Source organism: Novosphingobium fluoreni (assembly GCF_014196615.1).
Classification (GTDB): domain Bacteria; phylum Pseudomonadota; class Alphaproteobacteria; order Sphingomonadales; family Sphingomonadaceae; genus Novosphingobium; species Novosphingobium fluoreni.
In genome coordinates, this window is sequence record NZ_JACIDY010000001.1 from 483,326 (window position 1) to 507,984 (window position 24,659).

Here is a 24,659-nt window from a genome sequence, read left to right on the forward strand (position 1 = left end):
GACCTGCAAACATGACCGAGCGGTTCGATCCCGCCACCGCCGACACGCGCTGGCAGCGTGTGTGGGATGAGCGCGCCTGCTTCACCGCCGATGATGCCAGCACCAAGCCGCGAAGCTACGTGCTGGAGATGTTCCCTTATCCCTCGGGCCGGATCCACATCGGCCACGTGCGCAACTACACGATGGGTGACGTGCTGGCCCGCTACAAGCGCATGACCGGCCACGAAGTGCTCCACCCGATGGGTTGGGACGCGTTCGGAATGCCGGCTGAAAACGCGGCGATGGAAAAGGGCGTCCACCCCGGCGGCTGGACGCGTGAGAATATCGCCAACATGAAGGCCCAGCTTAAGCGCCTGGGCTTCGCGCTTGACTGGAGCCGCGAACTGGCGACGTGCGAGCCGGACTACTACGGCCACGAACAGGCGCTGTTCCTCGATCTCTACGCGGCGGGCCTGGTCTATCGCAAGGAAAGCTCGGTCAACTGGGACCCGATCGACCAGACCGTGCTCGCCAACGAGCAGGTGATCGACGGGCGCGGCTGGCGCTCCGGCGCGCTGGTTGAGAAGCGCAAGCTCTCCCAGTGGTTCCTCAAGATCACCGACTTTGCCGAGGAGCTGCTCGAAGGCGTGCAGGGGCTTGAGCATTGGCCCGATAAGGTGAAGCTGATGCAGGAGAACTGGATCGGCAAGTCACGCGGGCTGCAGTTCCGGTTCAAGCCGATCAACTTCTTTGACGAGATCGAAGTCTATTCGACTCGCCCCGACACGATCTTTGGCGCGAGCTTCGTCGCGGTCGCCGCCGAGCATCCGGTAGCCCAAGCCGTCGCGGCCGATTCGGCTGAGGCGCAGGCCTTCATCGCGCTGTGCAAGCAGGGCGGCACTACCGCTGCCGAGCTGGAAACGGCCGAAAAGCTGGGCTTCGATACCGGTCTCAAGGTGAAGCATCCCTTCACCGGCGCGGATCTGCCGGTGTGGATCGCAAACTTCGTGCTGATGGACTACGGCACTGGCGCGGTGATGGGCGTTCCGGGCCACGACCAGCGCGACTTCGAATTCTCGACCAAGTACGGCCTGCCGATCGCGCGGGTTGTCGCCACCGACCCCGCCGATGCCGGTGCGCCATTCCAAGGCGAAGCCGAGGCGGGCGACGGCGTGCTCGTCAACTCCGACTTCCTGAACGGCCAAAGCGTCACTGATGCCAAGGCCGCCGTCATCGCCCGTGCCGAAAGCGAAGGCTGGGGTGAGGGCAAGACGGTGTGGCGCCTGCGCGACTGGGGCGTCAGCCGCCAGCGCTATTGGGGCACGCCGATCCCCTTCATCCACTGCGAGGCCTGCGGCGTCGTGCCGGTCCCTAAGGACCAGCTGCCGGTTGTGCTGCCCGAGGATGTCGATTTCCAGACGCCGGGCAATCCGCTGGTGCGGCATGCCACGTGGAAGTACGTCGACTGCCCCCAATGCGGCAAGCCCGCGGTGCGTGAAACCGATACGCTCGACACTTTCGTCGATTCGTCATGGTATTTCCTGCGCTTCGCCAGCCAGCCGGCGGACAAGCCGTTCGACCGCGAGGCGATCGCCAAGTGGCTGCCGGTCGAGCAGTACATCGGCGGTATCGAACACGCGATCCTGCACTTGCTCTATGCCCGTTTCTGGACCCGCGCGCTGGCCCGGATCGGCATGATCGACGTGAAGGAGCCTTTCGCCAGCCTGTTCACGCAAGGCATGGTGACGCACGAGACCTATCTCCGCATCGACAACGCCAATGGCCAGCCGGTCTATTTCGCCCCGACCGAGATCGAGCGCGGTGGCGAATCGGCCAAGCTGAAAGCCGATGGCGCGCCGGTCGAGATCGGCCGCGTCATCAAGATGTCGAAATCGAAGAAGAACGTCGTCGATCCCGACGCGATCGTCGCGACGTACGGCGCCGATGCGATCCGCTGGTTCATGCTGTCCGACAGCCCGCCCGAGCGTGATCTGCCGTGGTCCGAAGCGGGCATCGAGGGCTGCTGGCGCTTCGTCCAGCGGCTATGGCGCCTGTTCGCGCAGTTTGATGCCGCCACCACCGGCGAAGACAAGGCGATCGACCGCAAGCGCGACCAGACGGTCGCCGCCGTCGCGCAGGACATCGAGGCGCTTTCGTTCAACAAGGCTGTAGCGCGCATCTACGAACTGACCAGCGCGGTGGAGAAGGCGCAGCCCTCCGCCAGCCGCTCTGCCGCGATCCGCACGATCCTGCTGCTGGTCGCGCCGATGATGCCGCATCTGGCCGAAGAAGCCTGGTCGACGATCGGAGACGATCTTGTCTCGCTCGCGGCCTGGCCCGCCGTCGATCCCGCCCTGCTGGTGGAGGATGAGGTGACCATCGCCGTGCAGGTGAAGGGCAAGCTGCGCGATACCCTGACCGTCGCCAAGGGCACCGCCAAGGAGGAGCTGGAGGCGCTTGCGCTCGCCAGCGACAAGGTGCAGCGTGCGCTGGACGGGGCCGAAGTAAGGAAAATCATCGTGGTGCCTGACCGTCTGGTCAACCTGGTCGCATGACGCGAACCTTTGCCTTCGCCGCCGCGCTGATCGCCGGCGTTCTGCTGTCGGGATGCGGCTTGCAACCGATGTATGCCGGCGGCGGCAACGGGACGGTGGCGCGTGGTCTCGCCGGCGTGCAAGTCGCCGCGATCGAAGGGCGGGCCGGTTGGCTGGTCCGCAATGCCCTGACAGATAAGCTATCCGCCAGCGGCAACACCGCGCCGCGCTACCGCCTGGACGTGCGGCTGGATGATAAACTCGAATCCTTCGGTCTGTTGAGCGATGACACCGTCAGCCGTGAACGCCGCACGTTGCGCGCCCGATATCAGTTGGTCGACCTTGCCAGCGACAATATCGTTCTGGACGCCACCGCCGGGTCCGACGCGGGTATTGACGTGATCTCTTCCGATTACGCCACCGTCGCCGCCGAACAGACCGCGTTGGAGAATCTGGCGAAGGACATTGCCGAGCGCATCGTCACGAACGTCGCCATCCAGCTTCGCAAGGATCCGGCGCAGCCGCGCTGAGGCGCGAAGGGGTGAGCAGCCGATGAAAGCGACCCAGAAGGACTTCGGCTCGCTGGCAGCAAAAGCGGCGGCGAATGCGCGCGTCTTCTTCTTCTGCGGCCCGGACGAGGCGGGGGCGGCCGATGCAGCGGCGCGGATCGTTGGCCTGCTGCCCGATGCCGGGGAGCGGATCGAGTTCTCCGGCGCCGAACTGCGCAAGGATCCGGTGCGGCTGGGCGACGAGGCGCGTTCCACCTCTCTGTTTGGCGGCACACGCCACATCTGGGTACGCGCCGCCGGGGACGAAGCGCACGATGCCGTGGCCAACCTGCTCGATGCGGATGGCGATCCGTGCCCGGTGCTGATCGTCGCCACCGGCGCTTCGGACAAGTCCCGAACCGCCAAGCTCCTTGCGCCTCGACCGGACGCCTTGGTGGGAATGTTCCATGCGCCCGATCTCGCCTCCGTCACAGGGGTGGTGCGGACCCAGGCCGGAGCCGCGGGACTGAGGCTGAGCAGCGATCTTGCCGAGCGAATCGCGCGCGGGGCCGGGCTCGATACGCGCCTCGCCCGGTCGGAGATCGAAAAGCTCGCGCTCTATTGCGATGCCGCGCCTGAAAGCCCCCGCACGGTGACGGCGGCCGACCTCGATGCGATCGGTGCGCAGACATCGGATGATGACTTTGGCCCGCTTGTCGATGCCGTCCTCGGCGGTCGGCGTGAGCGGCTGGCACCGGAACTGGCGCGATTGCGCGCGATGCAGATCTCGCCGGTCGGGCTGCTGCTGGCATTGGAGAGACGCACGGCACAGCTTGCCGCTTTGGCCTCGCGAATCTCGCCGGGACAGGGGATGGCGCAATTCCTAGATGCCGAGGCAAACGCACGTCGCATTTTCTGGCGAGACAAGGCGGTACTCGGTGAGCAACTGCGAGCGTGGCGGGGACCGCGGCTAGAGCGTCTGGCGCAACGCTTAATGAGTCTTCACCAAGCCATGCTGGGTAACAGTATCGACGCCGAACTTCTGCTTTCGCAGGAACTTGCGGCCTTTTGCCGCATCGCCGGTTCCGAATTGGTACGAAAGACAGCGTAGGCGCGCTTTTATTCTCATTGATGATTGCGTCACATTTGCTAGGGTACTATACGTATTGCACTGCAACATAGCAGTGCTGCCTTGGTCAGACGGACGAAGATGACGGCGCTGCGCGAAGATGCAGGATCAGGGAGCCGTAAGCGTATGAATGCGCCGTTTGCCGTGCGCCCGCTAGCGGGTGTGGAAGCCGTCCCGGAAAACCTCATCGTCGCCCCGTCGCTGGAGCGGCGGCGGTTGCAGTCCTACCTTTTCATGATGGCGGGTGACATCGTCGTCATCTTCGCTGGCTTCGGCATTGCCGGATATCTGTTCGCAGGGATTCAAGGCGGGGCCGACGCACTCATCCAGAGCGAAATATTGCTGCCGATCTTTTTGACGATCGCGCTTTATAACGGCTCTTATTCGGTAGAGGCGCTGCGGGATCCTTGGCGCGGCATTTTTCGATCGCAAGCGGCATTGGTGCTGTCGGTCGCGGCGGTGGTCTTCATTGCCTTCTTCGCCAAGGCCTCCTCCGACTTTTCGCGCCTCGGCTTTGGCACGGGCACCATCTGCACGGTCCTGCTGCTGGTCTGGGGGCGGCTCCAGATGCGCAGCTTCGCGCGGTGGCGCTGCGGGACCAATCCGTACAACGAACTAGTGATCGACGATGGCGGGCCGCGTGTCGATTTTCCCGGCGCGATCCGGATTTCCGCCAGTGCGATGGGCCTGAAGCCCAACTTGAACGATCCCCATGCCCTGGATCGCATCGGCCTGGTCTTGCGCAATATCGACCGCGTGATCGTAAGCTGCCCCGCCGCTCGCCGGGCGGATTGGGCGATGATGCTGAAGGGCGCAAACGTCGACGGCGAGGTGCTGGACGACGAGGTTGCCAGGCTTGGCGCACAAGGCGCCCGGGTCAAGGCCGGGCACGGCCTGTTGCTCGTCTCTGCAGGTCCGCTGGGGCTGCGTGATCGGATCGTCAAGCGGCTGCTGGACATGTCCTTTGCTGGCACCGCGATCTTCTTCCTTTCGCCCCTGCTGGTCACGGTTGCCATTGCTATTAAGCTGCAGGACGGCGGGCCGGTGTTCTTCGTGCAGCGCCGCATGGGTCGGGGCAACCGCTTCTTCAACATGTACAAGTTCCGCTCGATGACGGTGGCCCTCTGCGACACGGAGGGCAACGTTTCAGCCTCGAAGAACGACCAGCGCATCACCCGGATCGGCAAGTTCATCCGCTCCACCTCGATCGACGAACTGCCGCAGTTGTTCAATGTGCTGCTGGGGGACATGAGCCTGGTTGGCCCGCGTCCGCATGCGATCGGCTCGCAAGCCGGATCAAAGCTCTTCTGGGAAGTCGACTTGCGCTATTGGCAGCGCCACAGCTTGAAGCCCGGTCTCAGTGGTCTGGCCCAAGTACGTGGTTTTCGCGGGGCGACCGAGAAGGAATCGGATCTGGTTTCGCGCCTGCAGTCAGACCTCGAATATCTCGAAGGCTGGACGATCCTGCGCGATATCAAGATCATCTTCCTGACCTTGCGCGTACTGGTGCACGACCGGGCATTCTGAGCGCCGGAAGTTCGGGTAACGCTGCTACCAAGCGGGTTCCCCACCCGCAAACGGCCGCCCTCAGTTCTTCTTGGGAACCGAGAACGTGCCCGTCACGCGGCCCTCGGCGGAGGAGACGCCGCTGTTCAGGTCCACGACAAAGCGATTGCCGCGCAGGGTATCTCCGCCGCCACGCTTCAGCGAGGCGTTGCCGACCATGGTGATCACCCGCCGGTTGAAGTCGTAAATGCCAACGTCGCCGGTCGCGATCTCATCATTGCGGTTAACGGTGACGCCCCCGGTCGCGGTGATCCGCTGGATTTGCATCGAGCCGGCATTGGTGAAATCCACCACAGTGCGCGCGGCGCGCAGGCGCAGCTCGGCCTGCTTCACATCGACATTGCCGGAAAGCACGACGCGGTTCTGCTTGTCCTGCAGCTCGATACGGTCAGCGGCATAATCCACCGGCGCATTGCTGTTGTGGCCCGAAAGAGCCTGTGCATCGACGCGGGGCGGGGCGATGAGCCCGAAAGAGGCCGCGCCCAGGGCAGTCGCCGCGCTCAGCAGGACCGCGTTGCGCTTGCGGGTGGCCGTCATTTAGGGATCCTCATCTTGCCGGGCGTCATCCTCAGCCGGGCGTTGCCTTGCAGCGTTACGGTACGATCTTCCAGGTTGGCGACGATGTTGTCTGCCCGGAACGTGCCGGTCGGGACGGTGCCGGATACTCCGCCGGAGCCGACCGCGTTCTGGCTCTTGATATCCACCGCCACGTTCTGCGTGCGCATCCGGTAGCCATCGGCCGCCGCGAAATCGACCGGGCCGTTCACCGCGATCTTCTCGGAATTGTAATTGTAGTCACCCGAAGGCGCTCGGATTTCCGCCGGTCCATCCGTCAGGTTCAGCTTGGCGACGAGATCGTTCATCGAGACCACCGGCACGGCAGCGGTTTGCTGCAGAGCGCTGCCGGCCGTGAGGACGAACGGCCGCCCCTTGCCGTCCGCACCGCGATAGGCGGCATCGGCCACCTGCACGCGCTCGTTCGTGACGGCGACTTTGTTGCGGTCTAGCAGGAAACTGATTTCGCCACGGGGTGACAGCGGCAGCAGGATCATGATCGCCGCCAGCAGACCGATCCCCGTAGGCAGCGCCTTGCCCAGGAAACCGATCATCCGGTCATGCGAGCCGCCAGGCGCCGCGAATTGGCGGCGGCGGTTACGCATCTGGGTGGCTTGGAGCGACATGGCGCGTCAGGCGGCTTCGTGGCTGAAGATATCGTGATCGGGCCAGCCGGCCAAATCCAGACGAGCGCGGTGCGGCAGGAAGTCAAAGCAGGCCTGAGCCAATTGCGCCCGGCCCTCGCGTGCCAGCCGGGTCACGAAGATATCGTGCATGGCGTGCAGATAGCGCACGTCGGACGCGGCATATTCGCGCTGCGGATCGCTGAGTTCAGCCGCGCCCCAATCGCTGGACTGCTGCTGCTTGGAGATTTCCTTACCCAGCAGCTCGCGCACGATGTCCTTCAGGCCGTGGCGATCGGTATAGGTGCGGGTCAGCTTGCTGGCGATCTTGGTGCAGAACACCGGCGCGGCGGTGACCCCCAGGTAATGTTCGATCGCGGCAAGGTCGAAACGGGCGAAATGGTACAGCTTCAGCCGCGCGGGATCGGCCAGCACGGCGCGCAGGTTCGGCGCGGCATAATCGCTGCCGACCTTGAAGCGCACGAGATGCTCGTCGCCCCGTCCGTCCGAGATCTGGACAACGCACAGCCGATCCCGTGGGGTAATCAGCCCCATCGTTTCGGTGTCGACAGCAACCGCGCCCGGCGCAAGCACGCCTTCGGGGAGATCTTCTTCATGAAAGTGGACAGCCATAAGCCCAAGATGCTTAGGCATTGCACCCGAACTTCGCAATGGGCGCTAAGGCATGATCGAGAGTGAATCCGCGCAACTGGGGTCGGATGCAGTGCCCGCAAGCTGGCGCGAGGCGCTGGAGCCAGTATTGGCAACGCCCGAGGCGCGCCGGCTCGAAAGCTTCCTGAAAGCGGAGGAAGCGGCGGGCAAGCGAATCTATCCGCCCCGTGGCAGCCGGCCTTTGGCGTTGCAGCTGACGCCGCTGGACGCGGTGAAAGTGGTGATCCTGGGGCAGGACCCGTATCACGGCGAAGGTCAGGCGCATGGCCTGGCGTTCTCGGTGCCGGACGGCGTGAAAGTGCCGCCGTCGCTGGTCAACATTTACAAGGAGATCGCCAGCGACTTCGGCGTGGCGCGGCCGACAAGCGGCAATCTGGAGCGTTGGGCGCGGCAAGGCGTGCTGCTGCTGAATACCTCACTGACCGTGGAGGAGGCGCGCGCGGGTTCGCATGCCAAGCGGGGGTGGGAAGCGATCACTGACGCGGTGATCGCCGCCGTCGCCGCCAAGACAGAGCCCTGCGTGTTTATGCTGTGGGGCAATCACGCCCGCCGCAAGGCCGAGCATGTGCCGGGGCTGGCGGATGGACGTCATCTGATGCTGACCGCGCCGCATCCCAGTCCGCTATCGGCGCATTCCGGGTTCTTCGGGTGTCGCCATTTCACCCGTGCCAATGCTTTTCTGCGCGAGCATGGGCGGGGGGAGATCAACTGGACGGGGTGAAAGCGCCCGTCAGGCTGCGGTGAGGAGGAACAGGCCGTCCCCTGGCCCCTCCCGCTAGCGGGAGGGAGACCATCGTTCGCCGTGCCCCGCGGTTGAGCGGTAGTTATCGGGGCAGTTCGGATTTGCCCATCAGCGCTTCATCCACGGCGCGGGCGCACTGACGACCTTCGCGGATCGCCCAGACCACCAAGCTCTGGCCACGACGCATGTCGCCGCAGGCCCAGATCTTGTCTTCCGAGGTCTTGTAGGCGAGCATGTTCGCCTTGACGTTGCCCCGCGCGTCCAGCTCGACGGCGGCCTGGTCCAGCATGCCGGCCTTGCGCGGGCCGACAAAGCCCATCGCCAGCAGGATGAGATCGGCCTGCAGCGTGAACTCGCTGCCTTCGATCTCCACCATCTTGCCGTCTTTCCATTCGACGCGCACGCATTCGAGGCCGGAAACGTCGTTGCCGCCGACGACACGCTTGGTCAGGACCGCCCAATCGCGCTCGCAACCTTCCTGGTGGCTGGACGACGTGCGCAGCCGCAGCGGCCAGAACGGCCAGCTAAGCGCCTTGTCTTCCATCTCGGGTGGCTTGGGCATGATCTCGATCTGGGTGACGGAGGCCGCGCCCTGACGGTTTGAGGTGCCGACGCAGTCCGAGCCGGTATCGCCGCCGCCGATGACGATGACGTGCTTGCCGGTCGCGGTCAGCGAACCGCGTGGTGCGGCGCGCAGTTCGTCGTCACCGGCGTTGCGCTTGTTCTGCTGGGTCAGGAACTCCATCGCCAGGCGCACGCCCGGCAGTTCTGCACCCGGGATGTCGAGCTTGCGGGGGTGTTCCGCGCCACCCGCGAACACGATCGCGTCGAAGTTTTCCTTCAGCGAATTGACCGAGATGGTCACGCCCACTTCGGTCCCGGTGCGGAACGTCACCCCTTCGGCTTCCATCTGCATGGCGCGCCGATTGATGAGGTGCTTCTCCATCTTGAAGTCCGGGATGCCGTAGCGCATCAACCCGCCGATCCGGTCGTTCTTCTCGAACACGGTGACGGTGTGGCCGGCACGGGCCAGCTGCTGGGCTGCGGCGAGGCCCGCCGGGCCGGATCCGACCACGGCCACGGTCTTGCCGGTGCGCTTGGCCGGGATTTGCGGCGCGATCCAGCCGTTCTGCCACCCCTTGTCGACGATGGCGCACTCGATCGACTTGATCGTCACCGGCTGGTCGATGATGTTCAGCGTGCAGGCGGCCTCGCATGGCGCGGGGCAGATGCGGCCGGTGAATTCCGGGAAATTGTTGGTAGAGTGCAACACGTCGAGCGCGTTGCGCCAGTCGTTCTCGTAGACCAGGTGGTTCCAGTCGGGGATAATGTTGTTGACCGGACAGCCGGTATGGCAATGGGGAACGCCGCAGTTCATGCAACGTGATGCCTGAGCCTTCAGATCGGCCTCGGGCAGCGGGACGACGAACTCTTTATAGTTCTTCAGCCGCGCTTCGGGCGCTTCGTAGCCGCGATCGTGACGGTCGAGTTCGAGGAACCCGGTTTCCTTACCCATCTTGAGATACTCCCCGTGAGCGTCGATCCCGACGACGCTCCCGCTTCCTCACATATGCCAGAAAAGGGGAACTCCGGCCAACCGGAGTCCCCGATTGCTTACTTCGCCCGTTACTCGGCAGCCACGGACGCTGCTTCGAGCCGCTCAGCCTCGAGAGACTTCAGCGCCTTTGCGTAATCGCGCGGCATGACCTTCACGAACTTGCCCAGCGTATTGCTCCAGTCGTCGAGCAAGGCGCGTGCGCGCTTCGATCCGGTGTGCAAGTGGTGGCGCTCCAGCAGTACGCGCAGCCGCTCCGCGTCGTGGCGCAGCGGATCGCCCATGCCGGCATCGTTGACGCCGTTGGTGCGCTGCTGCGGGCGGCCCGCGCCATCTTCCTCGTCACGCTCCGGTGAGATCGGCTGGAGATCGACCATCGCGGTGTTGGCCAGTTGATCGAACACGCCGTCCTCGTCGTAGACGTAGGCCACGCCGCCCGACATGCCCGCGGCGAAGTTGCGGCCGGTCTTGCCCAGCACCGCCACAACACCGCCGGTCATGTACTCGCAGCCGTGATCGCCGCAGCCTTCTACCACCGCGACCGCGCCTGAGTTGCGCACCGCGAAGCGTTCACCGCCGACGCCGTTGAAGAATGCCTCGCCCGCGATCGCGCCGTAGAGCACGGTGTTGCCGACGATGATGTTCTGCGTCGGCTCGCGGTTCACGTGGCCGGGCTGGCGCACGATCACGCGGCCGCCCGAAAGGCCCTTGCCGACATAGTCGTTGGCATCGCCCGTCAGATCGAGGGTGACGCCATGCGCGAGCCAGGCGGCGAAGCTCTGGCCGGCAACGCCGGTGAGCTTCACGTTGATCGTGTTGTCGGGCAGTCCGGCATGGCCGAAACGCCGGGCGACTTCGCCCGAGAGCATTGCGCCCACGGTGCGGTTGACGTTGATCACCTTGCGCTCGATCCGCACCGGCTGGCGCTTCTCCAAGGCATCGCCGGCCGCCGCGATCAGATCGTTGTCGAGAGCGTTCTCCAGCCCGTGGTCCTGCGTTTCGGACCAGTTCAGCGTCGGGCTGTCGCCCTTGCCGGGGTTGTAGAGGATCTTCGACAAGTCGACGCCCTTGGCCTTCCAGTTCGAAATCACCTTGCGCGTGTCGAGCCGATCGACCCGGCCGGTCATCTCCGCGATCGTGCGGAAACCCAGTTCCGCCATGATCGCGCGCAGTTCTTCGGCGACGAAGAAGAAGTAGTTCACCACATGCTCGGGCTGGCCGGTGAAGCGCGCGCGCAGCACCGGGTCCTGCGTGGCGACGCCGACCGGGCAGGTGTTGAGGTGGCACTTGCGCATCATGATGCAGCCCGCCGCGATCAGCGGGGCAGTGGCGAAGCCGAACTCGTCCGCGCCGAGCAGCGCGGCGATGGCCACGTCGCGTCCGGTGCGCAGGCCGCCGTCGGCCTGAACCGCCACGCGGCTGCGCAGATTGTTGAGCAGCAGCGTCTGCTGGGTTTCGGCCAGGCCGATTTCCCACGGCGAACCCGCGTGCGTCAGCGAGGTCAGCGGCGAAGCGCCGGTGCCGCCTTCGTAGCCGGCGATGGTGATGTGATCCGCGCGCGCCTTGGAAACGCCCGCCGCGACCGTGCCCACGCCCACTTCGGACACCAGCTTGACCGAGACGCGCGCGCCCGGATTCACGTTCTTGAGATCGTGAATGAGCTGGGCGATATCCTCGATCGAGTAGATGTCGTGGTGCGGCGGCGGGCTGATGAGGCCCACGCCCGGCGTCGAGTGGCGCACCCGGCCGATGGTCTTGTCGACCTTGTCACCCGGCAGCTGGCCGCCTTCGCCGGGCTTGGCGCCCTGGGCCATCTTAATCTGGATGTCGTCGGCATTGACGAGATATTCGGTGGTGACGCCAAAGCGTCCCGATGCGACCTGCTTGATCGCCGAGCGCATCGAGTCACCATTGGCCAGCGGGGTGAAGCGATCGACTTCCTCGCCGCCCTCGCCAGTGTTCGACTTGCCGCCGATGCGGTTCATCGCCATCGCCAGCGTGGTGTGTGCCTCGCGGCTGATCGAGCCGAAGCTCATCGCGCCGGTGGCGAAGCGCTTGACGATCTCGGACGCCGGTTCGACCTCTTCGATCGGGATGGGCGTACCCGGCACGAAGTCCATCAGACCGCGAATGGTCAGCATCCGCTCCGACTGGTCGTTGATCGAGGCGGCGAAGGCCGCGTACTTTTCAGGTACGTTGCCGCGCACCGCATGCTGCAGGTTGCCGATATTCTCGGACGTCCAGGCATGCTCCTCGCCGCGCACTCGCACGCCATAGATGCCGCCCACGTCCAGCATGTTGCGATAGACCGGATTGTCGCCATAGGCGGCGGCGTGGCGCGCCACGGTCTCTTCGGCGATCTCGGTCAGGCCGGCGCCCTCGATGGTGGTGGCGGTGCCGGTGAAGTACTTGTCGATGAACTTGGTCGACAGGCCCACCGCGTCGAAGATCTGCGCGCCGCAATAGGACTGATAGGTGGAGATACCCATCTTTGACATCACCTTACGGATGCCCTTGCCGATGGCGTAGACGTAGTTCTTCTGCGCCTGCCTGGCTTCGATCGGCAGCTCCTTGCGCACCCGCATCGCCTCGATCGTTTCGAACGCGAGGTAGGGGTTGATCGCTTCGGCGCCGTAACCCGCCAGCACGCAGAAGTGATGCACTTCGCGCGCTTCACCGGTTTCGACGACAAGGCCGGTCTGCATGCGCAGGCCCTGGCGGACGAGGTGGTGATGCACCGCCGCCGTCGCCAGCAAGGCGGGCATGGCGATGCGATCCGGCCCCTGCGCTCGGTCGGACAGGATCAGGATGTTCTTGTCCGCCAGCACCGCTTCGGTCGCGGTCCAGCACATCTCCTTGATCGCCAGTTCGAGGCCCTCGGCCCCGGACTTCGCATCCCAGGTGATGTCGATCGTCTGCGTGCGGAACGCGCCGTCCAGCGCGGATTCCACCGAACGGATCTTGGCCAGATCCTCGTCGGTCAGGATCGGCTGGCTGACTTCCAGGCGCTTGTGCGTGCCGGCGACGTGGCCGAGCAGGTTGGGACGCGGGCCGATCATCGACACCAGGCTCATCACCAATTCCTCGCGGATCGGGTCGATCGGCGGGTTGGTGACCTGGGCGAAGTTCTGCTTGAAATAGTCGTAGACCAGGCGCGACTTTCGGCTGAGCACCGCGATCGGGGTGTCGGTACCCATCGAGCCGATCGGATCGTCGGCGTTGACGGCCATAGGCTCCAGGAAGCGGCTGATGTCTTCCTGGGTATAGCCGAACGCCTGTTGGCGATCGAGCAAAGTACCCGTAGGCTCCGGCAGCTCGGTCAGCTCGGATTCGATCACGTCCAGGTCTTCCAGTTTGTACTGGGCCTGATCGAGCCACTTCTGGTACGGCTCTTCGGACGCGAGTTGGTTCTTCAGTTCCTCATCCTCGATGATGCGGCCCTGCTCGAAGTCGATCAGCAGCATGCGTCCCGGTTGGAGACGCCACTTGCGAACGATGTTGTCTTCCTTGATCGGCAGCACGCCGCTCTCGGACGCCATGACGCACAGATCGTCGTCAGTAACGAGGAAGCGCGCGGGGCGCAGGCCGTTGCGGTCCAGCGTGGCGCCGATCTGGCGGCCATCGGTGAAGGCGACGGCGGCGGGGCCGTCCCACGGCTCCATCAGCGCGGCATGATACTCGTAGAACGCGCGGCGTTCAGGCGTCATCAGCGCGTTGCCGGCCCACGCCTCGGGGATGAGCATCATCATCGCATGGGACAGGCTGTAGCCGCCCGCGAGCAACAGCTCGAACGCGTTGTCGAGGCAGGCGGTGTCCGACTGGCCATGCGGGATCAGCGGCCACATCTTGTCGAGATCGGCGCCCAGCAGGTCCGATTCCAGCGTGCGGCGGCGCGCGTTCATCCAGTTCACGTTGCCGCGCACGGTGTTGATCTCACCATTGTGCGCCATGAAGCGATAAGGGTGCGCAAGCTTCCAGCTGGGGAAGGTGTTCGTGCTGAACCGCTGGTGGACCAGGCCGAGTGCGGAAACGCAATCTGGGTTGCGCAGATCGTCGTAGAACGAGCCTACCTGCGTCGCCAGCAAAAGCCCCTTGTACACGATCGTGCGGGTGGAGAAGCTGGGCATATACAGCTCGGTCAAGCCAGGAAGCCCGTGCTTTTCGGCCATTTGCGCCAGCGGGTTCTGCGTCTGCTTGCGGATAGCGAGCAGCTTGCGCTCGAACGCGTCCTGGTCCGCACAGTTGGAGCCGCGCGCGACGAAGCACTGGCGGATCACCGGCATCGATTCGATCACGGCCTTGCCCAGCCCGTCGAGCGTGACGGGAACGTCACGCCAGCCGATCAGGCTCTGGCCTTCCTTCTTGATGAACTTTTCGAAGATCTGCGTGATCAGATCGCGGCTGGCCTGGTCCTGCGGCATGAAGCACATGGCGACGGCATAGTCGCCCGGTTGCGGCAGGGTCAGGCCTTCGCCGTCCGCCCACTTGCGGAACAACGCGTCCGGCGTCTGGATCAGGATGCCCGCGCCATCGCCCAGCAACGGATCGGCGCCCACCGCGCCGCGGTGGTCCAGGTTTTTCAGAATCTCCAGCGCCTGCGATACGATGGCGTGCGATTTGGTGCCTTTAATATGGGCGACGAAGCCCACACCACATGCATCATGCTCATTACGCGCGTCGTAGAGGCCCTGGGGCTTCGGAAATCCCATCGATAAATACCCGTCCTGTCATTTGCCGGGTCATCCCTGCCTGATGATCTTTTCCGCCACGACCTTTCCGGTCGTTGACGAAGATCGCGAATCGCGGTGGTGCGACGCGCGGCAGGTTGGCCCGAATGTCTCCCATGACGATTACGGGCAATATTTGCAACTGCGAAGCCCGCCTTCCGGGCACGATCGCTATCGGGAAAGCGGCGAACCGCGTGATTTTCTTACGTGAGCCGAGAGGGATAGTGGAAGCTGACAGGCCAGCAGGATCGCGTTTCAGGCCGCTCCGCTCATCCGTTGCAACGTCGCCAAGGCATCGCGCAAGGCTTGCTCGGTCCGATCCGTTTCGCGATTGCGAGATGCCGGCGCGTCGAAAGCCCGCACATTCGATGTCGCCGCTTCGCCTTGGGGTGGCGTTGGCAGCGGGGTGGAGCGGGTCAGGCCGCGCAGGGAGGTATATCCCGAAGCCAGGATATCTTCGCCCTCTGCCATATCATCCGGAGCGACAGGGGCGCCGATGAAGCGCGGTGCGACGGCGCCGGGCACTGCCTCGTCGCCATGGTTTGGCTGCGAACGCACGGCGCGCAGCCCGAATGGCGCATCTCCTTCCGTTAAGATCGACGCCTTGGCGGCTGCGGCAGCCAACAAAGCCGCAGCGGCTTCGCGGCGACGCGCGATCGTCAACGCCAGGCGCTCCAGCAGTTCGATGTGGGAGAGATCGTCCAGCGGGGCATTGGCGAGGCGCTCTGCGGCACTGGCGGGAATCGGTCGCGAAGTAGCGCGCGGGGGCGCCGCCGATACGGTTGATTGTTCGATCTCGGGCTCAGGTGCAACCTCCGGCTCAGGCTCGATCGCGGCGACCTCGGGCTGACGCTCTACCTCCGATGCGACTGCTGCGGGCGTGGCCTCGGCGGTGAGCGGTTCATCTTCGATCCGGGGCAACAGTTCGAAGCCCGGCTTGGGGATCGGCGCGGTATCCTCGTCATGCGGCTCGATCGTTGCGGCGCGGCCAAAGTGCAGACGCGATGGTTCCGGAGTGGCTGACAGCTCAACTTCCGCCAAGGGCTTGGCGGAGCGCTTGCGCAGCGGCTGCCACTCTTCCTCTTCCAACGCGGCGTCGAAGCTGGCGATCTCAAGATCGGCCACTTTCAGGATCGGCGAAGTGCCCGGCAGCGGCGCGTCTTCCGTTGCTGCGATCGGCTCAGCCGGAGCGGGCAGGAGCTGGCGGCGGCGCACAGTGGGCAGGGGGAGTTCCTCCTCATCCGCCAGTGCATCGGTGTCGGCTTCAGGCTCCGACTTGCCGAACTTGGTGACAGGCGATTCGGCTTCGGGTGTAGCGCCGGCTTGGCGACGGCGCGTGGCGGCAGGCTTGGGGGCAGACCGTGTCAGCACACGGGCAACGACGCCGCCGACCATGCAACCGATGCCCGTCATCAACAGAGCCAGCAGGACGCGCATGGTATTGCCCAGCGGCGGTGCGGCCATGGGGATCACCCGATCGATTCCGGCGACGAGCACGATATGTTCGATCAGCGAAGAGCGAATCGCGATGCTGGACAGGCCGAACAGCGCGCCGAACCAGAGAAGCACGGTGACCGGGAATAGCGGATGGCTGGTCAACGGCGGCGTTGCGGCCGGTTTCCTGCGCTTTGTCTCGGTCACGGTCTTACCCCATTCCTGTTTCTGCGCGACCCCGCTTCTTGCCCGAATCGTCTATCAGGCGGCTGCTCCCAGGCGGGTTCTGGCATTCAGGCCTAGGAGCGTTTGGTAAACAACTTCATAACGCTCCGCATTGCGCGCCCAGTCGTGGCTGATCTCGACGTGGCGATGCCCTGCGGCCCGGAACGCGGGCCAGCGCTGGCGATGGGTCAGCAGCGAGGCGAGCGCCCCGGCGCAGGCCTGCGGATCGTCCGGCGCGAACAGGCGTCCGGTCACTCCATCTTCGACCAGTTCGCGGTGACCACCGACGTTCGAGGCGCAGACGATCTTGCCCTGCGCCATGGATTCGAGGGGCTTGAGCGGCGTTACCAGATCGGTCAGGCGGCTGTGCTTGCGCGGATAGGCCAGGATATCGGTGAGCGCGTAGTAGCGGTCCACCTGATCATGCGGCACACGGCCGACGAAACGGATCGCCTGTGCCGCCGGGGACGCGGTGGCTTGGGCGCGCAAGGCCTGTTCGCACGGGCCGCCGCCGACCAGCAGCAGGCGTGCCTCGGGGTGAGAGCGAACGAGCGTGGCCATCGCCTCGATCAGGACGTCGAGGCCTTCGTAATCGTAGAAGCTGCCGATAAAGCCCACCACCGGTCGCAGCGCGCCGGTTTCGTCCACGAGGTCCAATTCGCGGGCGAGCGCCATGTCAGGCGCGGGCGGCTCGCCGAACAGCGACAGATCGACGCCGTTGGGCACCACCGAGATCCGCTTGGGCGCAACGCCACGGGCGATCAGGTCGCCGCGCAGGCCCTCGCAAATGGTGACGATGGCATCGGCATGGCGGACGACGGAGTTCTCCAGCCGCCGCGTCAGGCGATAGCGCAACGAGCCTTCGCGCGTGGCCAGGTTGCCCACGGCGGCGTCCTCCCAAAACGCGCGAATTTCATAGACCAGCGGAATGTCCTGCCGCCGCGCCACGCGCAGCGCCGCCTGCCCGCAAAGCGCGGGGGAGTGGGCGTGGATGATGTCGGGCCGCCAATCCTCCACGATCCGCTCGATCGCGTCGGCGAACAGGCCCACCTCCCGCCATTCGCGCAAGCCGGCAGGGCCGGTGGCCTGCCCGAGCGTGCGGTGAAACAGCAGGCCGTCCGCTTCCTCCGCCACGGCGCTGGGCTGGGTGTGGCGCAGACCGGTGATGCCGCGCACCTCGATCCCCAGACGCTGCTGCGCCTTCAGGATGGCGCGCGTGCGGAAGGTATAGCCGCTGTGCATCGGCAGCGAATGGTCGAGGACGTGGAGCACTCTTATCATGCGCCAACCTTTGCCACAGGAACGCTTAACGCGCCGTCAACCCCGTCCGGCTATCGCAGCGGACATGGTCGATATGTTCGCCTTGTCCGTAGCGCATGGGCTGCTGGTGCTGGCCGGCATACGGCTGTTCCTGCGCGATGATCTCGACCGTGAGGGTGAGGCGAAGAAGCCCTTCGGAGGGTTTCGCAAGGCCAGGCCAGTCGACGATACGGACCCGCGCCCGTGATCGATCTTTGCCTCACCGCCTTTCTGTGCCTCTATCTGGCATTGGGGTTGAAGCGCCCGTTCCTGTGGGTGCTGGCATATCTCTATGTCGATATCCTTGCGCCGCAGGTGATCTCATGGGGCATTCTGTCCCACCTGCCGACATCGCTGATCTTCTTCACCGCCTCGTTCGCCGGCTGGTTGCTGCTGGATGACAAGAGCGATTCACGTTTTACCTTCCGCCAGTTCCTGATCGTCCTGCTGCTGCTGTATTGCGCCTATTCGACGATCACCGCCGACTTTCCGGTGGAAGCGGCGGCTAAATGGTCTTGGGTGTGGAAGGCGCTAATCTTCGCGATCTTCCTGCCGCTGACCCTGCGCACCCGCCTTAGGATCGAGGCGGTGATCCTGGTGATGGTGCTGGCGGCCAGCGCGATCATCATCGACGGTGCGATCAAGACGCTGGGCGGCGGCGGCGGCTATGGCGCGCTGCGCTTCTTCGTGGATAACAACACCGGGCTTTACGAAGGCTCCATCATCAGCTGCGTTGCCATCGCGATCATCCCGCTGATCCTTTGGCTGGCCCGGCATGGCACGGTCTTCCCGTCCGACTGGCGGGTCTGGACCTTCGCGGTCGCGCTGATCTTTTCCTGCGCCCTGATCCCGATCGGCACCCAGGCGCGTACCGGGCTGGTCTGCCTGGGCATTCTGGCGGTGCTCTATTTGCGCACGGCCAAGCACCGATTCCTGATCATGGCGTTGATGGCAGGGTCTGTCGCACTGGCGGTGCCGTTCCTGCCGGCTTCTTACACCGCGCGGATGGGCACGATCGAAAACAACCAGTCAGACAAGTCCGCAAGCACGCGCCTGGCGGTGTGGAAGTGGACGCTGGGCTATGTCGGCGATCATCCCTTCGGTGGCGGCTTCGAAGCGTATCTCGGCAACTCGCTGCGCTTCGAGACGGTGCAGGCGCAGACCAGCGGCAATACCACGATACTCGTCACCCAGACGCAGGAGGATGGCAGCCGCGCGTTCCACTCCAGCTATTTCGAGATGCTGGGCGAGCAGGGCATCCCGGGGCTGCTGATCTGGCTGACGCTGCAGATCTCCGGTCTGATCCAGATGGAGATCCTGCGCCGTCGCTGGAAGAAACGCACTGGACCGGATGAACAATGGCAAGCCCCGCTGGCGGTTTCACTCCAGCTGGCGCAAGTGATCTACTTGTTCGGATCTCTGTTCGTGGGCATCGCCTTCCAGCCCTTCATCCTAATGCTGATCGGCGTGCAATGCGGGTTGTGGAGCTATCTGGGGCGAGTGGAGCCCAAGCTGGCCGGCCGCATCATGCAGCGTCCGCCGATGCGCCCCGGCGTGGCTGCTGTCACCGCCTGAGCGGGGCGGCGTTCAGTTTTTCAAAAAAATCAACAAACCACGCCGTTACCCCGGTTGGCCGTTTACATGCAATTAACCTTTAATCTTCATACGTCCTATGGTTAATTCACGGCAGCACTCACGCACTTAGCTGGTGGGTCGCACCGTCCGGGGCAACCAAAGGATAATCGAATGCGTGTGCTGTTGATCGAGGACGAGCCGACAACCGCCCGAGCTATCGAGCTCATGCTGTCGGCCGAGGGCTTCAATGTATATTCTACGGACCTGGGCGAAGAGGGCCTCGATCTGGGTAAGCTGTATGATTACGACATCATCCTGCTCGACCTGAATCTGCCTGACATGCATGGTTACGATGTGCTGAAGAAACTGCGGGTCGCCAAGGTGCAGACCCCGGTTCTGATCCTGTCGGGCATTTCCGAGATGGATAGCAAGGTGCGTTCGTTCGGTTTCGGAGCGGACGATTACGTCACCAAGCCGTTTCACCGCGAAGAACTGATCGCCCGCATCCACGCCGTGGTGCGCCGTTCGAAGGGCCACTCGCAGTCGGTGATCAAGACCGGCAAGCTGATCGTCAACCTCGATGCCAAGACCGTCGAAGTGGATAGCGCCCGTGTTCACTTGACCGGCAAGGAGTACGCCATGCTGGAGCTGCTTTCGCTCCGCAAGGGCACCACGCTGACCAAGGAAATGTTCCTGAACCACCTCTACGGCGGCATGGACGAGCCTGAGCTGAAGATCATCGACGTTTTCATCTGCAAGCTGCGCAAGAAGCTCGCCCACGCTTGCGGTGGCGCGAACTACATCGAAACCGTCTGGGGCCGCGGCTACGTTCTGCGCGATCCGGACGAGCAGGACGTGGCGGCCTGATCCTATCCGTTTCGTTGCGGGGGCAACACGAGGCGGCTCGTCCCACCTGGGGGGCGGGCCGCTTCTGTTTTAGCGCGGGCGGCGGTTCGGCGAAGAAGTAAGAATTGGCGCGCAGAGGCGCGGAGGCGCAGAGAGGCTGCGCTTGCGGCGAAGCCGCCTTCTCCTTCGACGGTGCGTTTAGCCGAAGGCCTGAGTAGCGATGGGCCTGACGGCCAATCAGAACATCTCTGCGCCTCCGCGCCTCTGCGCGCGAAATTCCTTTTCTCTTTCTTCTTTTCTCCGCGTCTTAGCGCCTTCGCCTGAACCAAATCCTTGCTTTCCGCCCAGTACATCGCTAGGCGCGCGCACTTCAATCGGCACGATCGAACCTCCGTGATGGAGATTCGCGCGCCGGCCTGGCGAAAAGGGCTGCCAGGGCCGGTCGTACGTGTCCCCGACGAAGGAGACGAAAATGCCCAAACTGAAGACCAAGAGCGGCGTGAAGAAGCGCTTCCGCCTCACCGCCACCGGCAAGGTGAAGCACGGCGTCGTCGGCAAGCGCCACCGCCTTATCAGCCACAACGCCAAGTACATCCGCCAGAATCGCGGCACCGACGTCATCTCCGACGCCGATGCGAAGACGATCAAGAAGTGGGCGCCCTACGGGCTGGGCTGATTAGGAGCGCATAGAACATGAGCCGTATCAAACGGGGTGTCACCACCCGCGCCAAGCACAAGCGGATTCTCGATCAGGCCAAGGGCTATCGGGGCCGCCGCAAGAACACCATCCGCATCGCGCGCCAGGCCGTCGAAAAGGCCGGCCAGTACGCGTATCGCGACCGCAAGGTTAAGAAGCGGACCTTCCGCGCTCTGTGGATCCAGCGCATCAACGCTGCCGTCCGCAACGAAGGCCTGACCTACTCGCAGTTCATCCACGGCGTGAAGCTCGCCGGCATCGAACTCGACCGCAAGACCATGGCGGATCTCGCCATGAACGAAGGCGGCGTGTTCAGCGCGGTGATCGCACAGGCCAAGGCCGCGCTCCCCGCGTAAGCGCGCTGGTTCAGCGAAACAGACAGGGGCGCGGGTGGTGTGAACTGCCCGCGCCTTTTCTGTTTGTCCTCCCCATTTGCGATTCGGCCGCAGCCGTCTAAGAGCGCGGCTCGCGATAAAACGAAGGCAGATGACAGTGGATCACGCAGCAAACGGCCAGGAAGCGCTCTCGCGCATCGCCGCCGCGACCGACCTCGATACGCTAGAGGGCTTGCGTGTGTCCCTTCTTGGCAAGCAGGGCAGCATTTCCGCCCTGCTCAAGACCCTGGGCGCGATGAGCCCGGATGAACGCAAGGTGGAAGGGCCCAAGATCCACGCCCTGCGCGAAAGCGTGACCGAGGCTTTGGCCGGACGCAAGGCCGCGCTGGAGAACGCGGCGCTGGAAGAGCAGCTTGCCGCTCAGACGATCGACCTCACGCTCCCGGCCCCGGAAAGCCCGCGCGGTTCGATCCATCCGATCTCGCAAGTGATGGACGAGCTGGCGGAAATCTTCGCCGACATGGGCTTCGCCGTCGCCACCGGGCCCGAGATCGAGGACGACTGGCACAATTTCACCGCGCTCAACATGCCCGAGAGCCACCCCGCGCGGGCGATGCATGACACGTTCTACTTCCCGGATCGCGATGCCGAGAACCGCGAGATGCTGCTGCGCACGCACACATCGCCGGTGCAGATCCGCGCCATGATCGACGTTGTTCGAGAAAGTCCGGGGGGCGCGCCGCTGCGCGTGATCGCGCCGGGGCGGGTCTATCGGTCGGACAGCGACGCAACGCACACGCCGATGTTCCACCAGATCGAAGGCCTCGTCATCGACAAGGGCATTCACCTTGGCCATCTGAAGTGGACGCTGGAAACCTTTCTCAAGGCCTTTTTCGAACGCGAGGACATCGTCCTGCGCCTGCGACCCAGCTACTTTCCCTTCACCGAACCTTCGGTCGAAGTCGACGTGGGCTACACGATTGTAAACGGAAAGCGCGTGGTCGGCGGGTCCGAAGGTTGGATGGAGGTGCTGGGCTCCGGCATGGTCAACCGCAAGGTGATCGCAGCGGGCGGGCTCGACCCCGACGAGTGGCAGGGCTTTGCTTTCGGCACCGGTGTCGACCGGCTCGCCATGCTGAAATACGGCATGGACGATCTGCGCGCCTTCTTCGACGGCGATGTCCGCTGGCTTTCGCATTATGGCTTCTCCGCGCTCGACGTACCGACCTTGTCGGGCGGCGTCGGCACGGCTGCTTGAGGTTCCCATGAAGTTCTCGCTCTCCTGGCTGCGCCGCTATCTCGACACCGACGCCTCGGTGGACGCCATCTGCGATGCACTGAATGCCATCGGCCTCGAAGTGGAAGGCGTGGAAGACCCCGCCGCCAAGCTATCGGGCTTTCGCGTGGCCAAAGTGCTGACCGCCGCTCGCCATCCGGATGCGGACAAATTGCAGGTTTTGACGGTCGATACCGGACAGGGGGAGCCGCTGCAGGTCGTCTGCGGTGCGCCCAACGCGCGCGCGGGTCTCGTCGGCGTGCTGGGCCTGCCGGGCGCGGTGGTGCCGGCCAATGGCATGCAGCTGAAGAAGTCCGCGATCCGTGGCGTCGAATCGAACGGCATGATGTGCTCCACGCGAGAGCTGGAGCTGGGCGAGGATCACGACGGCATCATCGAACTACCCGCCGACGCGCCGATCGGCACGCCGTTCGCGGACTATCGCGGTGTCGACCCCGTGATCGAAGTGGCGATCACGCCCAATCGGCCCGATTGCATGGGCGTCTATGGCATCGCCCGCGATCTGGCCGCCAAGAAACTGGGTGAGCTGAAGCCGGTGGCCGAAGCGCACCTTGAAACGCCTTTCGCCTGCCCGGTGGAAATCCGCACCGACGATCCGCAAGGCTGCCCCGCATTCTACGGCCGCGTCATCAGGGGCGTGCGCAACGGCCCCTCGCCGCAGTGGCTGCAGGATCTGCTGCAATCCGCCGGTCAGCGCCCGATATCGGCGCTGGTGGACGCCACCAACTACATCATGCTCAGCTACGGCCGCCCTGCGCATGCCTATGATCTGGCGAAGCTGACCGGCGCTGTCGTCGCCCGCCGTGCGGTGGATGGTGAGCAGGTGACGGCGTTGAACGGCAAGACGTACGCCCTCGATTCCGAGATGACCGTGATCGCCGATCAGGCGGGTGTGCACGACATCGCCGGGATCATGGGTGGCGAGCATTCCGGCTGCGAGGATACGACCACCGACGTCCTGTTGGAGATCGCCTATTTCGATCCGGCGCGGATCGCCCGCACCGGGCGCAAGCTGAACCTGACATCAGATGCGCGCGGCCGCTTCGAACGCGGCATCGACCCCGGTTTCCTGGACAAGGGGCTGGAACTGCTGACCGCGCTGATCCTGGAGCTTTGCGGCGGCGAGCCATCGGAAGTGGTGCGCGCCGGCGCTGCGCCTACCACGCCCAAGACGGTCCACTTCGACCCGGCGCTGACCGAGAAACTGGGCGGCGTCACCGTTTCGCCCCAGCGCCAGCAGGCGATCCTGGAAAGCTTGGGCTTCGGCGTCGTTGCCGAAGAGGCCGGGTTCGATAAGGCGTGGATCGTCACCGTGCCCGGCTGGCGTCCCGATATCGACGGCGCGCCCGATCTGGTCGAAGAAGTGGTGCGCATCCATGGTCTGGACGAGGTGAAGAGCGTACCGCTGCCGCGCGAGGATGGCGTGGCGCGGCCCACCGCGACTTCCGCCCAAAGGCTGGAACGCCGCGTCCGCCGTGCCGCCGCCGCGCGGGGCCTGCAAGAGGCTGTCACCTGGTCGTTCCTGCCCACGCCCGAGGCCGCGCACTTTGCCGATGGCCCGGTGTGGACGCTGGCCAATCCGATCAGCGAGGACATGAAGGCCATGCGCCCCTCGCTCTTGCCGGGCCTGCTTTCCGCCGCCCGCCGCAACCTCGATCGCGGGGCGGGCAGCCTGCGTCTGTTCGAGCTGGGCCGCCGCTATCTGCGCGGCGATGCTGGGGCGAGCGACGAGCGGCTGACGCTGGGTCTAGTTCTGGCTGGCGAAAAAGCGCCGCGTGGCTGGTCCAGTGGCAAAGCCGTTCCTTTCGATGCCTTTGATGCCAAGGCCGAAGCCATGGCCCTGTTGGCTGACGCTGGCGCCCCGACCGACAAGCTGCAGGTGATGGGCGATGCCGGGCCGCAGTTCCACCCCGGCCAGTCGGGCACGCTACGGCTTGGGCCCAAGACGGTGCTGGCGCGCTTCGGCATGCTTCATCCGGCCACCGCCAAGCTGTTCGACATCGACGGGCCGGTGGCGTTGGCCGAGGTGTTCCTGGATGCGATCCCTGCGCGCAAGGCGGCGAGCGGCTTCGCCCGCGTAGCCTATGCGCCGCCCGCATTGCAGGCCGTGTCGCGGGACTTCGCGTTCCTGGTGCCTGCCACCCTGCCTGCCGGTGATCTGGTGCGCGTGGTGCAGGGGGCGGACAAGGCCAACATCGTGGCCGCGCGCCTGTTCGACGATTTCCGCGGGGCGGGTGTGCCGGAGGGGCAGAAGTCGCTGGCGGTGGAAGTGACGCTGCAACCCGGCGACAAAAGCTATGGCGAGGCCGATCTGAAAGCCATCGCCGACAAGGTGACCGCCGCCGCCGCCAAGCTCGGCGCGACATTGCGGGGATAGGGCC

Annotated in this window: 19 protein-coding genes; 12 read left to right on the forward strand and 7 right to left on the reverse strand. The window is 64.7% G+C overall.

Features of this window, described 5'->3' with window-relative positions:
• Window positions 1-11 precede the first annotated feature (11 nt).
• From leuS to GGR39_RS02415, 4 genes are all read left to right on the forward strand, one after another.
• The gene (leuS, locus tag GGR39_RS02400) at window positions 12-2,534 is read left to right on the forward strand and encodes a leucine--tRNA ligase (protein WP_183615705.1); all 2,523 of its coding nucleotides are present in this window, start codon (window positions 12-14) and stop codon (window positions 2,532-2,534) included.
• Entirely contained in the window at window positions 2,531-3,043 is a 513-nt protein-coding gene (gene lptE / locus GGR39_RS02405) for an LPS assembly lipoprotein LptE (RefSeq protein ID WP_246388191.1), read from the forward strand. The genes leuS and lptE overlap by 4 nt, the downstream gene beginning before the upstream one ends.
• A gap of 22 nt (window positions 3,044-3,065) precedes the next feature.
• Window positions 3,066-4,112 (forward strand): DNA polymerase III subunit delta, encoded by a 1,047-nt coding sequence (gene holA, locus GGR39_RS02410; RefSeq protein WP_183615706.1) that lies wholly within the window; start codon window positions 3,066-3,068, stop codon window positions 4,110-4,112.
• Between the two features lie 144 nt (window positions 4,113-4,256).
• Window positions 4,257-5,657, forward strand: a complete 1,401-nt coding sequence (locus GGR39_RS02415; protein ID WP_183615707.1) for a sugar transferase — start codon at window positions 4,257-4,259, stop codon at window positions 5,655-5,657.
• Window positions 5,658-5,717: 60 nt separating this feature from the next.
• On the opposite strand, the gene GGR39_RS02420 is transcribed toward GGR39_RS02415, so the two are convergent.
• Genes GGR39_RS02420 through GGR39_RS02430 form a run of 3 tightly spaced genes read right to left on the reverse strand, consistent with a single transcriptional unit; the run spans window position 5,718 to window position 7,507 of the window.
• A complete protein-coding gene (locus GGR39_RS02420; RefSeq protein WP_183615708.1) occupies window positions 5,718-6,233 on the reverse strand; it encodes an LptA/OstA family protein in 516 nt (171 codons plus the stop codon).
• On the reverse strand, window positions 6,230-6,877 hold the full coding sequence (gene lptC, locus GGR39_RS02425) for an LPS export ABC transporter periplasmic protein LptC (protein ID WP_183615709.1): 648 nt from the start codon (window positions 6,875-6,877) through the stop codon (window positions 6,230-6,232). Before lptC ends, GGR39_RS02420 begins: the two co-directional genes overlap by 4 nt.
• Before the next feature lie 6 nt (window positions 6,878-6,883).
• Window positions 6,884-7,507, reverse strand: coding sequence for a ribonuclease D (locus GGR39_RS02430; protein ID WP_058735725.1), 624 nt, complete (start codon window positions 7,505-7,507; stop codon window positions 6,884-6,886).
• A 52-nt stretch (window positions 7,508-7,559) separates the two neighbouring features.
• Between GGR39_RS02430 and GGR39_RS02435 the strand changes: the two genes are divergently transcribed.
• A complete protein-coding gene (locus GGR39_RS02435) occupies window positions 7,560-8,267 on the forward strand; it encodes a uracil-DNA glycosylase (RefSeq protein ID WP_183615710.1) in 708 nt (235 codons plus the stop codon).
• Between the two features lie 103 nt (window positions 8,268-8,370).
• Here GGR39_RS02435 and GGR39_RS02440 read toward each other — a convergent pair whose 3' ends face one another.
• From GGR39_RS02440 to GGR39_RS02455, 4 genes are all read right to left on the reverse strand, one after another.
• Window positions 8,371-9,804 (reverse strand): glutamate synthase subunit beta, encoded by a 1,434-nt coding sequence (locus tag GGR39_RS02440; protein WP_183615711.1) that lies wholly within the window; start codon window positions 9,802-9,804, stop codon window positions 8,371-8,373.
• A 110-nt stretch (window positions 9,805-9,914) separates the two neighbouring features.
• The gene (gene gltB / locus GGR39_RS02445; RefSeq protein ID WP_183615712.1) at window positions 9,915-14,552 is read right to left on the reverse strand and encodes a glutamate synthase large subunit; all 4,638 of its coding nucleotides are present in this window, start codon (window positions 14,550-14,552) and stop codon (window positions 9,915-9,917) included.
• 273 nt (window positions 14,553-14,825) lie between these two features.
• Window positions 14,826-16,211 (reverse strand): hypothetical protein, encoded by a 1,386-nt coding sequence (locus GGR39_RS02450; protein ID WP_183615713.1) that lies wholly within the window; start codon window positions 16,209-16,211, stop codon window positions 14,826-14,828.
• Window positions 16,212-16,265: 54 nt separating this feature from the next.
• Window positions 16,266-17,510, reverse strand: coding sequence for a TIGR04063 family PEP-CTERM/XrtA system glycosyltransferase (locus GGR39_RS02455; RefSeq protein WP_183615714.1), 1,245 nt, complete (start codon window positions 17,508-17,510; stop codon window positions 16,266-16,268).
• Between GGR39_RS02455 and GGR39_RS02460 the strand changes: the two genes are divergently transcribed.
• The 7 genes from GGR39_RS02460 (at window position 17,509) to pheT (ending at window position 24,655) form a co-directional block, all read left to right on the forward strand.
• Entirely contained in the window at window positions 17,509-17,736 is a 228-nt protein-coding gene (locus GGR39_RS02460; RefSeq protein WP_221225898.1) for a hypothetical protein, read from the forward strand. The genes GGR39_RS02455 and GGR39_RS02460 overlap by 2 nt on opposite strands.
• Window positions 17,733-19,103, forward strand: a complete 1,371-nt coding sequence (locus tag GGR39_RS02465; RefSeq protein ID WP_183615716.1) for a DUF5935 domain-containing protein — start codon at window positions 17,733-17,735, stop codon at window positions 19,101-19,103. The genes GGR39_RS02460 and GGR39_RS02465 overlap by 4 nt, the downstream gene beginning before the upstream one ends.
• 171 nt (window positions 19,104-19,274) lie before the next feature.
• A complete protein-coding gene (gene ctrA / locus GGR39_RS02470; protein ID WP_058735574.1) occupies window positions 19,275-19,970 on the forward strand; it encodes a response regulator transcription factor CtrA in 696 nt (231 codons plus the stop codon).
• A gap of 451 nt (window positions 19,971-20,421) precedes the next feature.
• Window positions 20,422-20,625: a 50S ribosomal protein L35 gene (rpmI, locus tag GGR39_RS02475; protein ID WP_058735573.1), complete on the forward strand. Its 204-nt coding sequence runs from the start codon at window positions 20,422-20,424 to the stop codon at window positions 20,623-20,625.
• A 17-nt stretch (window positions 20,626-20,642) separates the two neighbouring features.
• The gene (gene rplT, locus GGR39_RS02480) at window positions 20,643-21,002 is read left to right on the forward strand and encodes a 50S ribosomal protein L20 (RefSeq protein WP_058735572.1); all 360 of its coding nucleotides are present in this window, start codon (window positions 20,643-20,645) and stop codon (window positions 21,000-21,002) included.
• A 130-nt stretch (window positions 21,003-21,132) separates the two neighbouring features.
• A complete protein-coding gene (gene pheS / locus GGR39_RS02485; RefSeq protein WP_183615717.1) occupies window positions 21,133-22,239 on the forward strand; it encodes a phenylalanine--tRNA ligase subunit alpha in 1,107 nt (368 codons plus the stop codon).
• Between the two features lie 7 nt (window positions 22,240-22,246).
• The gene (gene pheT, locus GGR39_RS02490; RefSeq protein ID WP_183615718.1) at window positions 22,247-24,655 is read left to right on the forward strand and encodes a phenylalanine--tRNA ligase subunit beta; all 2,409 of its coding nucleotides are present in this window, start codon (window positions 22,247-22,249) and stop codon (window positions 24,653-24,655) included.
• The last annotated feature ends 4 nt before the right edge of the window (window positions 24,656-24,659 follow it).